Origin of the sequence: Cupriavidus sp. UYPR2.512 (assembly GCF_000379565.1) — a bacterium.
Lineage (GTDB): Bacteria > Pseudomonadota > Gammaproteobacteria > Burkholderiales > Burkholderiaceae > Cupriavidus.
This window is the reverse complement of sequence record NZ_KB902865.1, coordinates 1-15,565: the sequence shown is the minus strand read 5'-3', so window position 1 is coordinate 15,565 and position 15,565 is coordinate 1. Positions and strand designations below refer to the sequence as shown.

Sequence of the window (15,565 nt, the reverse complement as noted above, 5' to 3'; positions counted from 1 at the left end):
GGGGGCGCTGGCGGATCAGGGCCGGCGTCGCTCCATTGCCACCATCGACGGCGTAAAGCCGAGCTGGCCGAAGAATGCGGCTTCGGAGGAACGCGCCGCGCGCAGCATCCAGGCGATGTCGGGATCGTTGCCCACGATGTGCCGCACCAGGGCGCGGCCGATGCCGCGCCGGCGGTGGCTGGGCGCGACGGCAACCATCGACAGGAAGCCGTCGCAGACGTCGTCGCACAGCGCACGGGCAAAGCCGACGATCTCGCCGTGCTCCACCGCCACGACCACCCGTTGGGAGTTGGCCACCAGCCGTGCGAATTTCTCCGGGCCGCCCACCCGGTGGGCCCAGCCGTTGGCGATCAGTAGTTGTCTGGCTGCCTCGATGTCGTCGGGCAACAGGTTACGGATTTCCATCGGCGGCTCTCCCAGTAAAGCGTGTACGGCCCCTCGCCGCCCCTTGCCACCAGGGCGCCGCGAGTCGAGAACGACACGGGAACCCGTGCCGCGCAATTGGCGGAGTGTAGCGAGCGGGCGCGGGCGCGTCAATTTGGCTTGCGGCGGGGTCGGGTGCTGCTCACGCCGGCGCGCCGGCGCGGTATCATGGCCTCCATGAACGCCCCCGTCTTTTCCTCCGCACATCCAGCCGACCAGCTTGCCGAGTTCGCCGACGCGGATGCGGCGATCGCGCGCATCCGCGACATCTACGAAGCTTCGGTCGGCGCCGTGCGCGCGCGCTTCGACGCCTTCGCCAGCGGCAAGCCGCTGCCCTCGGCCGCGCATGCGTGCTATCCGTACCTGGGCATCTCGGTCAACATCGAGACCATGGTCACCGACAGCCGGCCGTCATGGGGCACGGTGGCCTACCCGGGCGTGTATGGCACCACCGTGACCCGCCCCGACCTGCTGGCGGACTACTACCGCGACCAGATCGAGCGGCTGATGCGCTATCACCGCGTGCCGGTGGTGGTGGGACTGAGCCGGCGCCCGATCCCGCTGCCGTTCGTGATCGAGGCTTCGACCACCGACATCAGCTACACCCAGGCGCGCGAGCTGGAGGCGTCGTTCGTGCTGCCCGAGCTGAGCCGCATTGACGACGGCATCGCCAACGGCACCTATGAGCCGATCCCGGGCGAGGCCTGGCCGCTGTCGCTGTTCCCGGCCGAACGCGTGGACCTGGCCCTGCAGCGGCTTTACCACTACACCGGCACGGCACCGCAGCATTTCCAGCGCTTCGTGCTGTTCACCAACTACCAGCGCTATGTCGACGAGTTTGTCGAGCTGGGCCGGGGCCTGATGGCCAGCAGCGACGGCGGCGGCTATACCCGCTTTGTCGAGCCCGGCGACGTGATGCAGGAACTGGGCGGCGCGGAACCCGACGACGCTTCGCGCCCGCGCGCGCTGCCGCAGATGCCGGCCTATCACCTGGTGCGCGAAGACAAGCTGGGGGTGACGCTGGTCAATATCGGCGTGGGGCCGTCCAACGCCAAGACCATGACCGACCACCTGGCCGTGCTGCGCCCCCATTGCTGGCTGATGGTGGGCCACTGCGGCGGCCTGCGCCGCTCGCAGCAGCTGGGCGACTACGTGCTGGCGCACGCCTATGTGCGCGACGACCACGTGCTCGACCACGACCTGCCGCCGTGGGTGCCGGTGCCGCCTATCGCCGAGATCCAGGTGGCCCTGCAGGAGGCCGTGGCGCGCGTGACCGGGCTGTCCGGCAACGAGATGAAGACACGCATGCGCACCGGCACGGTGGTCTCGACCGATGACCGCAACTGGGAGCTGAAGTCCAAGTCGCTGTATGCGCGCTTCAACCAGTCGCGCGCGATTGCCATCGATATGGAAAGCGCCGCGGTGGCCGCCAATGGCTTCCGGCTGCGCGTGCCCTACGGCACGCTGCTGTGCGTCTCGGACAAGCCGCTGCACGGAGAGCTCAAGCTGCGGGGCATGGCCAATGCGTTCTACCGCCAGCGCGTCAGCCAGCATATGACCATCGGGCTGGAGGCGATCCGCATCCTGCGCGAGAACGGCGTCGAGCAGCTGCATTCGCGCAAGCTGCGCAGCTTTGATGAGCCGGCGTTCCGGTAGCTCTCCGCACCCTCGCCCATCCGGAAAAGCAAAAGGCCGGCGCCTGATTGGCGCCGGCCTTTTGCATGGCACTGCAGGATCAGAAGCGATACCCCACACCCATGCTGAACAGCCACGGATCCAGGTTCACCTTGGACACCTTGACGTCGCCGGCCTTCACATCGCTCGACAGCCAGATCTTCTTGATGTCGGCGTTCAGGAACCAGTTCTTGGTCAGCTTGTAGTCCATGCCGATCTGCAGCGCCGGGCCCACGCTCCAGCTATCGAGCTGCAGCGCGTTGTTGGCAATGTTCTCACCCCAGATGCGGGTGAAGTTCAGGCCCGCGCCGATATACGGGCGGAAGGTGCCGTTGGGAATGAAGTGGTACTGCACCAGCAGCGTCGGCGGCAGATGCTTGAAATTGCCGACCTTGTTGCCGTCCAGGTAGACGTCCTGCTTCTGCGGCACAGTCAGCACCAGTTCGGCGGCGATGTTCGGCGTGAAGAAGTAGGTGACGTCGAACTCGGGAATCCACTTGTTGTTGACCGTAATGCGGTCCGACGGGCCGACGCCGCCCACGGGGTCTGAGCTCTTGGCCATGTCGAGATAGGTGCCGCGCAGGCGCACCATCCAGTTGCCCTGGGCATCGTCCGCGGCGGCGGCAGGGGTGGTGAAGGCGCCCAGCATGGCGCAGGCGGCGATGGCGGAACAGGTGACCCGGGTGCGAAGAGAGAGTGTTTTCATGAGGTTCTGCTTGGTCTGGTATCAAATCCGGATCCAGTTTGGCCGAGCAGGCCGGGCCGGGCATTGACCCAAAACAAGTAGCAGGGAACGGGGCTGGCTGCGTCGCGCAGGCGCTACAGCGAAGAAGGCGCCGCGGTGCCAGCTGCGCCGACGCTTCTAAACACATGCGGAATTATTCGTGGCGCGGTGCGGTGCTGCCCCTTACGCTGTGCGAAAGATCCGAGCACGCCAGCAGCATGTGCGGATCGGCACCGAGCATGTCGTGGGCGTCCGCAAGGGCGTCTTTCCGGGTGTGCCCCGTGGGGGCGGGGCACACCGGTTTTCTTGCGGCGGCTTGCGGTGTCAGGCCTCCGTGGCTTCTGCGGACTGCGGCTCCTGCGCCACGCCAAAGCCGGCCTGCAGGTGCCGGTTCACGCCCGAGATCACCGCGCGCAGCGAGGCCGTGACCAGGTTGGCGCCGATGCCGGCGCCGAACCCTGTCGGCGAATCGCCCACACGCACTTCCACGTAGCAGGCCGCGCGCGCATCCGCGCCGGAAGTCATCGCATGCTCGTGGTAATCCATCACGCGTACCGGCAAGTCCAGCGCATTGACGAAGGCGTCGATGGGCCCGTTGCCGGTGCCGCGCACGCGGCACGGCTTGCCGTCGCGCACCATCTGCACTTCGATCTCCGTGGCGCCGCCGCTGTCAGATACCAGCTGGTGCGATACATAGCGCAGCGGTGTCTGCTGCGCGAGGTACTCGCGCTGGAACAAGCCATAAAGATCCTCGGCACTCGCCTCGAGCCCGGTGTCGTCGGTCATGGCCTGCACCGCGCGGCTGAATTCGATCTGCAGGCGGCGCGGCATGTAGATGCCATGCACCTGCTCCAGCAGGTAGGCCATGCCGCCCTTGCCGGACTGGCTGTTGACGCGGATCACCGCGTCATAGCTGCGGCCGAGGTCGGCCGGGTCGATCGGCAGGTAGGGCACTTCCCAGATGCCGTCCGGCTGCTGCTGCGCAAAGCCTTTGCGGATCGCATCCTGGTGCGAGCCCGAGAACGCGGTGAACACCAGGTCGCCCACATACGGATGGCGCGGATGCACCGGCAGCTGGTTGCAGTGCTCCACGCACTGGCGCACCGCGTCGATATCCGAGAAGTCCAGTTCGGGCGCCACGCCCTGCGTATAGAGGTTGAGCGCCAGCGTCACCAGGTCGACATTGCCGGTGCGCTCGCCATTGCCGAACAGGCAGCCTTCGACGCGGTCCGCGCCTGCCATCAGCGCCAGTTCCGCGGCCGCCACCGCGGTGCCGCGGTCGTTGTGCGGGTGCACTGACAGCGCGATGTGTTCGCGCCGTGCCAGGCGGCGGTGCATCCATTCGATCTGGTCGGCGAACACGTTGGGCGTGCTGCATTCAACCGTGGTCGGCAGGTTCAGGATCATCGGCCGGTCCGGGCCGGCCTGCCAGGCGGCAGAGACGGCGTCGCTGACTTCCAGCGAGAAGTCGAGCTCGGCCAGGCTGAAAGTCTCGGGCGAATACTCATAGGTCCAGGCCGTGCCAGGCATGGCATCGGTCAGCGCCTTGATCAGGCGCGTGCCCGAGACCGCGACCTCCTTGATCTCTTCACGCGAGGCATTGAAGACAATGCGCCGCCAGGCCGGCGCGATCGGGTTGTACAGGTGCACCGTGGCCCGCGCCGCGCCGCGCACGGATTCGACGGTGCGGCGGATCAGGTCTTCGCGCGATTGCGTCAGCACCATGATATTGACGTCGTCGGGGATGCGCTGCTCTTCGATCAGCATGCGCACGAAGTCGAAATCGGTCTGCGAGGCCGCGGGGAACGCCACTTCGATTTCCTTCAGGCCGATCTTCACCAGTTGCTCGAAGAAGCGCAGCTTGCGTGCCGGGTTCATCGGCTCGATCAGAGCCTGGTTGCCGTCGCGCAGGTCAGTGCTCATCCAGCGCGGTGCGCGCGTGATGGTGCGGCCGGGCCAGGTGCGGTCAGGGATGTCGACGGTGGCGGCGGGCTGGTACTTGGTGGCGGGATTGCTGAGCATACGGGGTCTCCTTCCTCGCTAGCCCGCTGCATCACTGAGATGGCAGGAACCGGCCCAGTGATTCAGCGGGCCTGGGAAAGTGAAAAAAGAAAAACGGAAAAAGGGGTGGCGAAAGGCTGCCGAACTGCCACGGGGCACTAGGCCCGGCAACCGATCGATAGGCTTAGCAGTAGCGAGGAAGCGCGCAGGGCGCGGCCCGATGCCAGGGCAGCCAGCACGCGAGCGCGGGCAGCGATGCGGGACGCATCGGCAGCCTGGCTGAGTGTGCTGGTGTAACGGTTCATCGTGCCTGGAGGAGGAGGGCCGGGGGCCGCTCGTGTTGGTGCGCATCCGGCAAGCGCCGGATGGTCTGCAAAGGTTAGTCGACAAGGCCGGCCGCGGTCAAGCGTGGGGGAGCGCCGGGTGCGGGCGTGGCCCGATCGGGGGACTGCCATGCGCGGGTTGCGCCAAACGGCTGGGACCGGCTTGCGGGCGGGACTCAGCCGGTCATATTTGCCTCGCCTGAATGGCGGTGCCGCTGCGCTGAAAGGATGAACCACGCGCATGTTCTGTGCGCCGCACCTCAGTCCTCTGGCCGGTATTGCGCTGGCACCTTTGTGCCTAGGCTGGTAGCGCGGGAAAAAAACACATGCCTGGGGGGAACATCATGAGACTGAGAATGTGGGCATCCTGGCTGGCGGGCTCTGCCATGACATTGCTGCTGGCTGCGTGCGGCGGTGGCGGCGGCGGTTCGGGCACGCCCACCACGCCAAACGCAGGCGGCTCCACGCCGCTGACCTATACGGTGAAGATGAGCGTGACCTCCGGCGAGGTCGGCGTCGGCCGCACGCTCACCATCAGCGCGCTGGCGGTGGACAGCAACGGCATCGACGTGTCCGGCAACACCACCTTCAACTGGACCAGTATCGACAGCGGCATTGCCACCGTGGAGCCGAGTGCCACCACGCCGGGCAGCGCCGTGGTCAAGGGCATTGCCACCGGGACGACCACCGTCCAGGTGGTGGCGAGCGTCAAGGGCGCCGACAACACGACGGTACAGCTGCCCGCGCAATCCGCCACCATCACCGTGGTGCCAGCCTCGGCGCTGGGCTACAGCCTGTCGATCCCGAACAGCAGCCTGTCGATGAGCGACGGGCAGGAGCTGCCGGTCAAGGTATCGCTGGTCGACAGCAACGGCGCCGACGTGTCCGCCAGCGTTAGCAGCTGGGCATGGTCCAGCAGCGGCACCGCAGTCCAGGTCACGGCCAGCCAGAACAGCGCCACGCTGAAGGCGAGCAACAGCTCATCCACCGCCGTGGCCATGGCCACTGTCTCGGTGTCGGTGACCGCGCCGGACGGGCATGCCATTGCCGGGGTGATCGTGGTGACGGTGCAGAAGAACGGCGCCGCCGCCTATCGCGTGGTGACGACCAAGGGCGGCCGCGAGGTGAACGCGCTGCAGGTCTTCAGCAACCGTGCGGAAACTTTCACCTCGCGTGTGTTGCGCCACGATGGCCAGGACGTGACCGCGGAGTTCGACGGCGCCTGGACCTACACGGCGACCTCGGCCACGCTGTCCGCATCGGAAGCGGCGGGTACGCATGACGCCACGGTCAGCACCAGCCTGGCCAACGACAAGGGCCCGGTCCAGAGCAGCCTGACGGTGACTGCTGTCAGCACCAAGCTTGGCGAGCGCCGCAGCGCCACGCTGACGGTGACCGAGAACCCGGTCTGGGCGCTGGTTGGCGACAACCAGGATCCGATGACGCTGCTGCTGATGCCGCCGACGACGGTCGAGGTGACCGCACGCATGAAGCACCTGGGCGATGACGCGCAGTACACCGCATGCAACAACTGGGCGTGGGACAAGACCGGTCCGGTGACACTGAGCCCAAGCATGGTCATGCTGCCGAACCAGGTGCGCGCCACCGGCACCGCGGCTGGCGACTTCACCATTACCGCGACCTGCACTGCGGCCGCCGACAATACGCCGCTGAAGCTGGTCTTCTACGGTACGGTCAAGTAAGCAGCAGGTTCCCGCGCCTGGCGCAACGCCCTCCATCCGGAGGGCGTTTCGCTTTGGCGCACACCAACGGCCGTCGGGAGGGAAGCCGCCAAAGCGTACCCGTTTCTGCGTGACCGGCGCCAAGCGTTCCAGGCCCTGCCGGGGCCTGCCGACAACGGCCTCCGGACCAGGCTGGGCCTGCCTTTGCGGGACGTCCCCGAGATGGGTGCCAAGCCAGCCAGCGCGCAAAGCGTACCCGTTTCTGCGTGCCTCGGCGCAAGGCTTTCCAGGGGGGGTTTATCCCCGCCAGACGGTCAGCAGGCGAGCGCAAAGCGCTGCTTCCGCGCCATGCGGAAGCAGCGGGCGTACCCGTTTCTGCGTGGATCTGTTGAGGCGGAAAGCGCGCCGCTCAGCGCTTGTGCACGAAGCGAACCACCTGTTCGGCAGGCTTGTCCTGCGCGCCGGAGTTGGAGTTGGCGGTGTTGGATCCGCAGGTATTGCAGCCACCGTCGTCGCAGCCGCTGGCGCAGCCCGCGGCGGCCTGCGGGGCCAGCCAGCGCACCAGCCGGGCGCGCCAGCCGGTGGCGGCGCTGCCGCCCAGGCGCGCGGCCAGCGTTGCCTTGACGCGCTCGCGCGTGCGCGGCGCGTAGCGCGCGATCACCGATACCGCGCACGCCAGCACGATCAGCGGGACCAGCAGCGTTTCGATGGCGTGGTAGAGGGTCATGGCGGCGTGGTGCCTCAGCTGAACATCAGCGCGACGCGGTAGGTCACGAAGGCCGCCAGGTAGGCCAGCCCGGTCAGGTAGGCCGCCGACAGCGCCATCACCTTCCATGAGTCGGTCTCGCGCCGGATCACCGCCAGCGTGGAGATGCACTGCGGTGCGAACACGTACCAGGCCAGCAGCGACAGCGCCGTGGCCAAGGACCATTGCGACGCGATCATCGGCGCCAGCTGCGTGGCCACGGCCTCTTCACTGCCTGACAGCGCGTAGACCGTTGCCAGCGCACCCACCGCCACCTCGCGCGCGGCCAGGCCCGGCACCAGCGCGATGCAGATCTGCCAGTTGAAGCCCACCGGTGCGAACACCTTCTGCAGCGCATGGCCGATCATGCCGGCAAAGCTGTAGTCGATGGCCGGCGCGGTCGCGCCCACGGGCGCGGACGGGAAGGTCGACAGGAACCACAGCAGCACCGTCAGCGCCAGGATCACCTTGCCCACCCGCGACAGGAAGATGCGGGCACGCTCCCACAGGCCGATGGCCACGTCGCGCGGATTGGGAATGCGGTACGACGGCAGTTCCATCAGCAGCGGATGGTCGGTGCGGTCGCGGCGGAAGAACTTGAGCGCGTAGGCCACCACCAGCGCGCTGACGATGCCCGCCACGTAGAGTGCGAACAGCACCAGCCCCTGCAGGTTGAACAGGCCCAGCACGGTGCGCTCGGGGATGAAGGCGCCGATTAGCAGCGCATACACCGGCAGCCTTGCCGAGCAGGTCATCAGCGGCGCCACCAGGATGGTGGTAAGCCGGTCGCGCGGATCCTGGATGGTGCGCGTGGCCATGATGCCGGGGATGGCGCAGGCAAAGCTGGACAGCAGCGGGATGAACGAGCGCCCCGACAGCCCCGCGCCCATCATCAGGCGGTCCAGCAGGAAGGCCGCGCGCGGCAGGTAGCCGGATTCCTCCAGCGTCAGGATGAACAGAAACAGGATCAGGATCTGCGGCAGGAACACCACCACGCTGCCCAGGCCCGCGACCAGGCCGTCGACCAGCAGGCTCTTGAGCATGCCGTCGGGCAGGTACGCGCCCAGCATCTCGCCGGCCCAGTGCACGCCGCCCTCGAGGCCGTCCATCAACGGCTCGGCCCACGAGAACACTGCCTGGAACATCAGGAACAGCAGCACCGCCAGCAGCAGCAGGCCGATCACCGGATGCAGCACGATGCGGTCGAGGCGGTCATCCAGCGCGGCGGTGCGCGCCGGCATGCTGACCGCGGCCGCCAGCAGGCGGTTGACCTCGGCATGCACGTCCATGTCGTTGGCGGGTTCCGGCGTGGCCGGCGGCGCCGGCGGCAGGGTGTCGTCGAGCAGGCTGACCAGCGCCGTGGCGCCGTCGTGCTTCACCGCCACGGTGCTGACCACCGGCACGCCGAGCGCGGCCGACAGCTTGTCGCGGTCGATCTGGATGCCGCGCCGCGCGGCGGCGTCGCTCATATTGAGCACCACCACCATCGGCAGGCCCAGGCGGCGCAGTTCCAGCACGAAGCGCAGGTGCAGGCGCAGGTTGGTCGCATCGACGACCGACACCAGCAGGTCCGGGCGCTGCTCGCCGGCGCGCATGCCCAGGCAGACATCGCGCGTGATGGCTTCATCGAGGCTGGCCGCGTGCAGGCTGTAGGCGCCCGGCAGGTCCAGGATGCGCACCTGGCGCCCGGCCGGCGACACAAAGTGGCCTTCCTTGCGCTCTACGGTCACGCCCGCATAGTTGGCCACCTTCTGGCGGCTGCCGGTCAGGCGGTTGAACAGTGCGGTCTTGCCGCAATTGGGATTGCCGACCAGCGCAACGCGCAGGGCAGAAGTGGAAGGGGCTACAGACATAATCCGGGGGAAGGCTCAGGCAGTCCGTTTTGCGGACGGTTTGGCGGTCTGGTCGCCGCCCCGCGTGGCGGGGGCGATGCTGGTGACCGAGGCGCTGGCGACCTCTACGCCGATGCGCGCCGCTTCCGAGCGGCGCAGCGCAAAGCGGGTGAAGCCTACCTGTGCCACCAGCGGGTCCATGCCGAAGGGACCGTAGGCGATGATCTGCACGGCTTCACCGGGGACGAAGCCCAGTTCGCGCAGGCGGCGCGCGACCGGGTCTCCGGGGGTGGCGTCGTCCACCGATTGCACAACGGCGGGCGTGCGCCGTGGAAGTTCAGACAACCGCATCATGCTTCCAGTCGGTGGCGGGTGGCGCGGTCTGCCGCCAAGCGGCCAGCGCGACCACGCCGGTTTGTGTAAATGAAAATCGTTTTCATTGTATCGCAATTGAGGCATTGCGTTGCCCTTGAAAGTGCGGGCACGCAGGCCTCTGCCGCGGCATTGCGCCGCACGTGGCGAATGATAACCGCTCACGGTGCAGGTGAAAGGGAGAAGAGGGCGATGTCCGTTCGCCAGCCCCCACTTCGCCTCTTCAGCCTGATGCAGGGTGGTTCGGCTATGTGAAGCCGAGTGCAACCAGTCTCATGCTGCGTCGATCAATTACCACATTTGCGTTATTGGATGCCGTAAGCGGGCAGGGTTAAGCTCCAAGCACGCTGAACACCCCGTTCCACGCGTACTTCACAAGCCATCGGCCTATGGACCGGTGGCTTTTTCTTTGGGGTTGCCCTGGGCGGCGGCTGCCATCTCGCGCACCATGCCGACGAAATGATCGCGCGCCGGATGGTCCGGCGCCGTCTTCCACGCGCAGTAGACCTCCGAGCGCACCGCCGCGTCCGCCAGCGGCCGGAACGCGGCCCCGGCCATGCCGGAGTGCGCCAGCGCCGCCGGCACCACCGCCACGCCCATCCCCTGGGACACCAGCGACACCACCGACAGCCAGTGCCGCACCTCATGACGGATCTGCGGGTAGAAGCCCTGCGCGGCGCACATATCAAAGATCCGGCTGTAGTAGTCCGGCGAGGCCTTGCGCGAGAACAGCACGAACGTCTCGCCGCGCAATGCGGCCAGCGGAAATTCCGGGAGCGCGGCCAGCGCATGGTCCGCCGGCAGGCAGCAGACAAAGGGCTCGCTGTGCACCAGCGTTGCCTGCAGCGTGTCCGGCACCCGGCCGGTGTGGACAAAGGCGGCGTCGAGCTCGTCGTGCAGCAGCGCGTCGATCTGTTCCTGTGAGTTGAGCTCGGTCAGCGCCACCTGGATGCCGGGATAGGCCGTCTGGAACGCGCGCAGCGTCTGCGGCAACCCGCGATACAGCATCGATCCGACAAAGCCCACGCGCAGCCGCCCGACCGCGCCCGCCTCGATCTCGCGTGCCAGCACCCGCGCTGCCTCGGCCTGCGCCAGCAGCGCCGTGGCCGATTCGCGGAAGGCCCGCCCGGCCGCGGTCAGCCGCACGCCGCGGCTGTCGCGGTCGAACAGCCGCGCCCCGACCGAGGCCTCCAGCTGCTGGATATTGAGCGACAGCGGCGGCTGGGAAATGGCAAGCCGGCGCGCGGCCCGGCCGAAGTGCAGTTCCTCGGCCAGCACGAGGAAGTAACGCAGGTGGCGGAATTCCATGGCGATACAGAAATTATATGGATCAAGCCAATTTTAGAATTAGACGCAAATCTTTGGGGTTTGAATAATGGAGGTCAAAGGGTTCGCCAGCCGGAACCCGTCCCATCCCAGGAGACCAGCCATGCCGTCCAGCGCCGTGCGCGACACCACACTTCAGGCCCACCCCGCCGCACCGGCCGCCGCCCATCCGGTACCCGACCGCCAGGGCGGCAGCCTGTTTGCCGCCGACCCGGACCTGCGCGCGCTGCTGCCGCTCTACCTGCCGTCCGACCTGTTCAACCACCTGCTGCCGCACCTGGAGCGCATGGGGGCGCTGGCCGGCGGCGTGCTCGACGAACTGGCCGGCGTGGCCGACCGCCATCCTCCCGAACTCACCTACCGTACCCGCGCGGGCGTGGATGCGCAGCGCATCGACAAGCATCCGGCCTATGTGGAGATGGAGCGCGTGGCCTTTGCCGAATTCGGCCTGGCGGCGGCGTCGCACCGCAGTGGCGTGCTGGGCTGGGACAAGCCCCTGCCGCCAGCGGCTAAGTACGCACTCACATATCTGTTTGTGCAGGCGGAGTTCGGCCTGTGCTGCCCGCTGTCGATGACCGATTCGCTGACGCGCACGCTACGCAAGTTCGGCGACCCGGCGCTGGTCGAGCGCTTTCTGCCCAACCTGACCACGCAGGTCTTCGACGACCTCTACCAGGGCGCGATGTTCATGACCGAGCAGGGCGCAGGCTCCGACGTCGCCGCCACTGCCACGCGCGCGGTGCGCGATGCTTCAGCCGAGGGCGGCTGGCGCCTGCTGGGCGACAAGTGGTTCTGCTCCAACCCCGATGCCGCGCTGGCGATGGTGCTGGCCCGCGTCGAGGATGAGGCCGGCAACGCCGTGCCGGGCCACAAGGGCGTGTCGCTGTTCCTGCTGCCGCGCAAGCTGGCCGATGGCAGCACCAACCACTACCGCATCATTCGCCTGAAGGACAAGCTGGGCACCCGCTCGATGGCCAGCGGCGAGATCCGGCTGGAAGGCGCGCATGCCTGGCTGGTCGGTGAACCCGGCCGCGGCTTCGTGCAGATGGCTGACATGATCAACAACTCGCGCCTGTCCAACGGCGTGCGCGCCGCCGGCCTGATGCGCCGCGCGCTGACCGAGGGCCTGTTCATCGCGCGCGAGCGCCAGGCGTTCGGCAAGCGCCTGCAGGACATGCCGCTGATGCGCCGCCAGCTGCTCAAGCTGACCCTGCCCGCCGAGCAGGCGCGCACCATGGTGTTCCAGACCGCCGAGGCGCTGCGCCGCGCCGACGCCGGCGAGGCCGACGCCTACCCGCTGATGCGCATCCTGACGCCGCTGATCAAGTTCCGCGCGTGCCGCGACGCGCGCAAGGTCACCGGCGACGCCATGGAGATCCGCGGCGGCTGCGGCTATATCGAAGAATGGAGCGACCCGCGCCTGGTGCGCGACGCCCACCTCGGCTCGATCTGGGAGGGTACCAGCAATATCGTTGCGCTCGACGTGCTGCGCGCGGTCCGCCGCGAAGGCGCGCTGCCGGTGCTGCAGGCGCACCTGGCCGGCCTGCTGGCCGATACGCCGATGCATGCGGCGGCGCGTGCCGTGTTCGAAGGTGCCATCGCTGCCGCTGCGAAGCTGGCCGCGCAAGCCGCTGAGGCCGGCGCGGACGGCGAACTGCTGGCGCGCCAGGCGGCCTCGGCGCTGTACCACGTCACCAGCGCGGTGGCGATGGCCTGGGAAGCCGGGCGCATCGGCTCGGTGCGCCGCATGCGGCTGGCGCAGCTGGTGCTGCGCCATCGCGTGCTGCCGCAGGACCCGCTGGCCGCGCAGCCCGAGCCCGAGTGGCTGGCCGAGACCGTCGCGCCGGCTGACGGCACGGTGCGCGCCGCCGGCGCGGTCGACCAGGTCAACGTGTTCTGACCGGATCCACGTCCGGCACCAATCCCCCGCAACACCATCCCGCCGCCGGCGGGAGACGTCCTATACCCAGGAGACAACGCCATGAAACTCTGGCACCGCATAGCGGCCATCGCCGCCTGCTCGCTCTTTATCGCTCCCGCCTTCGCGCAGAAGGACTTCCCGTCCAAGCCGATCATGATGGTCGTCACCTACCCGCCGGGCGGCCCCACTGATGCCATGGCGCGCACGCTTGCCGCCGCGCTCAAGACCAGCCTGGGCCAGCCGGTGGTGGTGGAAAACCGCGCCGGCGCCGGCGGCAACATCGGCGCCGAGGTGGTGGCGCGCGCCGAGCCCGACGGCTACACGCTGATGTTCGGCACTTCGGCGCCGCTGGCGATCAACGTCAGCCTGTACCGCAAGATCAACTACGACCCGGTCAAGAGCTTCGCGCCGGTGATCCAGATCGGCCAGCTGCCCAATGTGCTGGTGGTCAACCCGTCGGTGCCGGCCAAGAACGTCACAGAGCTGATCGCCTATGGCAAGGCGCACCCGGGCACGCTGACCTATGCCTCGTCCGGCAACGGCGCGTCGTCGCACCTGGCGGGGGTGCTGTTCAACAACGTCACCGGCACCGATTTCCAGCACATCCCGTACAAGGGCACCGGCCCCGCGCTGAACGACCTGCTGGGCGGGCAGGTCAGCATGACCTTTACCGACGTGCTGACCGCGATGCCCTTCATCAAGAGCGGCAAGGTGCGCGCGCTGGGCGTCACCACCAAGGCGCGCTCGCAGGCACTGCCGGACGTGCAGACCGTGGCCGAACAGGGCGTGCCAGGTTTCGATGTATCGGTGTTCTTCGGCGTGGTCGCACCCGCCGGCACGCCGCCCGAAGTGATCGGCAAGCTCAACCGCGCCTTTGCCGATGCGCTCAAGCAGCCCGAGGTGCGCAAGACCCTGCAGGCGCAGGGCCTGGAGTTCGCGCCGTCGACCACGCCCGAGCAGCTTGGCGGCTTCGTCAAGGCCGAGGTCGGCAAGTGGCGCGCCGTGGTGCAGAAGTCCGGCGCCCAGCTTGACTGAACCGCACAGGAAAACCAGCCATGACCCAAACCAGCCCCGGCGCGCTCGCCGGCATCCGCGTGGTCGACCTGTCGCGCATCCTGGGCGGTCCGTACTGCGGCCAGATCCTGGGCGACCACGGCGCCGACGTGCTCAAGATCGAACCGCCGCAGGGCGACGACACCCGCACCTGGGGGCCGCCGTTCAAGAACGGCGTGGCCTCCTACTACTTCGGCCTGAACCGCAACAAGCGCGTGATGCGGCTGGACCTGACCGCCGAGGCGGATCGCGAAGTCCTGCTCGCGCTGCTGGCCGAGGCCGACGTGCTGGTCGAGAACTTCAAGACCGGCACCATGGAGAAGTGGGGGCTGGGCTATGACACGCTGTGCGCGCGCTTCCCGCGGCTGGTCCATTGCCGCGTGTCCGGCTTCGGCGCCGATGGCCCGCTGGGCGGCCTGCCCGGCTACGACGCCGCCATCCAGGCCATGTCCGGCATCATGAGCATCAACGGCGAGGCCGATGGCGATGCGCTGCGCGTGGGTTTGCCGGTGGTGGACATGGTGACCGGCCTGAACGCCGTGATCGGCGTGCTGCTGGCCCTGCAGGAGCGTGCGCGCAGCGGGCGCGGGCAGTTTGTCGAGGCGGCGCTCTATGACTCCGGCCTGTCGCTGCTGCATCCGCATGCGGCCAACTGGTTCATGAGCGGCAAGACGCCGCAGCGCACGGGCAACGCGCATCCGAACATCTACCCGTACGACACGGTGGCGACTGCCACGGACCCGATCTTCCTGGCAGTGGGCAACGACCGGCAGTTCCGCATCCTGTGCGATCACCTGCGGCTGCCTGCGCTGGCCGATGACGAGCGCTATGCCACGGCGGGCGCGCGCTCGGTGAACCGCGTGGCGCTGAAGGCGGAACTGGAAGCCAGGCTGTCCGAGTTCGATGGCAAGGTGCTGGCCGACGAGCTGGTGGCCGCAGGCGTGCCCTGCGCGCCGGTGCTGTCCGTGGCGGATGCCTTGCAGCATCCGCATACGCAGCACCGCGAGATGGTGGTGGAGATGGAGGGTGGCTACAAGGGGCTGGGTGCGCCGGTCAAGTTGAGCCGGACGCCGGCGACGTATCGGCATGCGCCGCTGAGTGTGGGCGAGGCGTTTTTTGACTGAGTTATGGGGAGGAGGATTGGGTTGGCTGCGGCACTGCGGTTGGTTGTCGTTCTTGGCGGGCGTGGGCTGTTTCGCCAGCGTAGCCGGCGAGTCACTTTTTGGCCGAGCGCCAAAAAGTAACCAAAAAACGCGTCGCCTATGCGGCTGGCAATCCATTCCTCGGCGTTGGTGGTTCGGGCGGTGGTGATTTCCGTTCGATGTGGGTGCTCGTTCGACCCGGCTACGCCCCCTGTCCGGTGCCTGCATCCACGGACTATTGGACGAACCCGACTTTAGGGGATTGGCAGCCTGCTAAGACCGCCATCGGTGGGACGCCTACGGCTGCGCTGCGCGCCGGCCCGAAGCAGAGCGACCGACCACGTCCT

General features: G+C 67.9%; 13 protein-coding genes. 6 read left to right on the top strand and 7 right to left on the bottom strand.

The annotated features are described in order from the left end of the window. Positions 1-15: 15 nt before the first annotated feature. Positions 16-405, bottom strand: a complete 390-nt coding sequence (locus A3A5_RS0105970; RefSeq protein ID WP_018309700.1) for a GNAT family N-acetyltransferase — start codon at positions 403-405, stop codon at positions 16-18. Between the two features lie 186 nt (positions 406-591). Between A3A5_RS0105970 and A3A5_RS0105965 the strand changes: the two genes are divergently transcribed. Further along, positions 592-2,079 (top strand): AMP nucleosidase, encoded by a 1,488-nt coding sequence (locus tag A3A5_RS0105965; RefSeq protein WP_026200501.1) that lies wholly within the window; start codon positions 592-594, stop codon positions 2,077-2,079. A gap of 79 nt (positions 2,080-2,158) precedes the next feature. On the opposite strand, the gene A3A5_RS0105960 is transcribed toward A3A5_RS0105965, so the two are convergent. Continuing rightward, on the bottom strand, positions 2,159-2,803 hold the full coding sequence (locus A3A5_RS0105960) for an OmpW family protein (RefSeq protein WP_026200500.1): 645 nt from the start codon (positions 2,801-2,803) through the stop codon (positions 2,159-2,161). A 342-nt stretch (positions 2,804-3,145) separates the two neighbouring features. Next, a complete protein-coding gene (gene leuA, locus A3A5_RS0105955) occupies positions 3,146-4,843 on the bottom strand; it encodes a 2-isopropylmalate synthase (RefSeq protein ID WP_018309696.1) in 1,698 nt (565 codons plus the stop codon). Between the two features lie 658 nt (positions 4,844-5,501). Here leuA and A3A5_RS0105950 point away from each other — a divergent pair. Further along, positions 5,502-6,848, top strand: a complete 1,347-nt coding sequence (locus A3A5_RS0105950) for a hypothetical protein (protein WP_018309695.1) — start codon at positions 5,502-5,504, stop codon at positions 6,846-6,848. A 388-nt stretch (positions 6,849-7,236) separates the two neighbouring features. Here A3A5_RS0105950 and A3A5_RS0105945 read toward each other — a convergent pair whose 3' ends face one another. The 4 genes from A3A5_RS0105945 to A3A5_RS0105930 form a co-directional block, all read right to left on the bottom strand. Beyond that, positions 7,237-7,554: a DUF6587 family protein gene (locus A3A5_RS0105945; protein WP_018309694.1), complete on the bottom strand. Its 318-nt coding sequence runs from the start codon at positions 7,552-7,554 to the stop codon at positions 7,237-7,239. A gap of 14 nt (positions 7,555-7,568) precedes the next feature. Continuing rightward, positions 7,569-9,425 carry a ferrous iron transport protein B gene (gene feoB, locus A3A5_RS0105940; protein ID WP_018309693.1) on the bottom strand — a complete coding sequence of 619 codons (1,857 nt, stop codon included), beginning with the start codon at positions 9,423-9,425 and terminating at the stop codon, positions 7,569-7,571. Between the two features lie 15 nt (positions 9,426-9,440). After that, on the bottom strand, positions 9,441-9,755 hold the full coding sequence (locus tag A3A5_RS0105935) for a FeoA family protein (protein ID WP_026200498.1): 315 nt from the start codon (positions 9,753-9,755) through the stop codon (positions 9,441-9,443). A gap of 408 nt (positions 9,756-10,163) precedes the next feature. Continuing rightward, positions 10,164-11,084, bottom strand: a complete 921-nt coding sequence (locus A3A5_RS0105930; RefSeq protein WP_018309691.1) for a LysR substrate-binding domain-containing protein — start codon at positions 11,082-11,084, stop codon at positions 10,164-10,166. Between the two features lie 121 nt (positions 11,085-11,205). On the opposite strand from A3A5_RS0105930, the gene A3A5_RS0105925 reads away from it, so the two are divergent. From A3A5_RS0105925 to A3A5_RS44450, 4 genes are all read left to right on the top strand, one after another. After that, positions 11,206-13,002 carry an acyl-CoA dehydrogenase family protein gene (locus A3A5_RS0105925; protein ID WP_018309690.1) on the top strand — a complete coding sequence of 599 codons (1,797 nt, stop codon included), beginning with the start codon at positions 11,206-11,208 and terminating at the stop codon, positions 13,000-13,002. 81 nt (positions 13,003-13,083) lie between these two features. After that, on the top strand, positions 13,084-14,058 hold the full coding sequence (locus A3A5_RS0105920) for a tripartite tricarboxylate transporter substrate binding protein (RefSeq protein ID WP_018309689.1): 975 nt from the start codon (positions 13,084-13,086) through the stop codon (positions 14,056-14,058). 20 nt (positions 14,059-14,078) lie between these two features. Then, positions 14,079-15,200 carry a CaiB/BaiF CoA-transferase family protein gene (locus A3A5_RS0105915; protein ID WP_018309688.1) on the top strand — a complete coding sequence of 374 codons (1,122 nt, stop codon included), beginning with the start codon at positions 14,079-14,081 and terminating at the stop codon, positions 15,198-15,200. Between the two features lie 98 nt (positions 15,201-15,298). Next, the coding region (locus A3A5_RS44450) for a hypothetical protein (protein ID WP_232431278.1) at positions 15,299-15,565 on the top strand (267 nt) is incomplete at its 3' end.

Coding starts and splice junctions, on each gene's coding strand:
- A3A5_RS0105970 (WP_018309700.1), bottom strand. CDS start 405: ATGGAAATCCGTAACCTGTTGCCCGACGACATCGAGGCAGCCAGACAA.
- A3A5_RS0105965 (WP_026200501.1), top strand. CDS start 592: ATGGCCTCCATGAACGCCCCCGTCTTTTCCTCCGCACATCCAGCCGAC.
- A3A5_RS0105960 (WP_026200500.1), bottom strand. CDS start 2,803: ATGAAAACACTCTCTCTTCGCACCCGGGTCACCTGTTCCGCCATCGCC.
- leuA (WP_018309696.1), bottom strand. CDS start 4,843: ATGCTCAGCAATCCCGCCACCAAGTACCAGCCCGCCGCCACCGTCGAC.
- A3A5_RS0105950 (WP_018309695.1), top strand. CDS start 5,502: ATGTGGGCATCCTGGCTGGCGGGCTCTGCCATGACATTGCTGCTGGCT.
- A3A5_RS0105945 (WP_018309694.1), bottom strand. CDS start 7,554: ATGACCCTCTACCACGCCATCGAAACGCTGCTGGTCCCGCTGATCGTG.
- feoB (WP_018309693.1), bottom strand. CDS start 9,425: ATGTCTGTAGCCCCTTCCACTTCTGCCCTGCGCGTTGCGCTGGTCGGC.
- A3A5_RS0105935 (WP_026200498.1), bottom strand. CDS start 9,755: ATGCGGTTGTCTGAACTTCCACGGCGCACGCCCGCCGTTGTGCAATCG.
- A3A5_RS0105930 (WP_018309691.1), bottom strand. CDS start 11,084: ATGGAATTCCGCCACCTGCGTTACTTCCTCGTGCTGGCCGAGGAACTG.
- A3A5_RS0105925 (WP_018309690.1), top strand. CDS start 11,206: ATGCCGTCCAGCGCCGTGCGCGACACCACACTTCAGGCCCACCCCGCC.
- A3A5_RS0105920 (WP_018309689.1), top strand. CDS start 13,084: ATGAAACTCTGGCACCGCATAGCGGCCATCGCCGCCTGCTCGCTCTTT.
- A3A5_RS0105915 (WP_018309688.1), top strand. CDS start 14,079: ATGACCCAAACCAGCCCCGGCGCGCTCGCCGGCATCCGCGTGGTCGAC.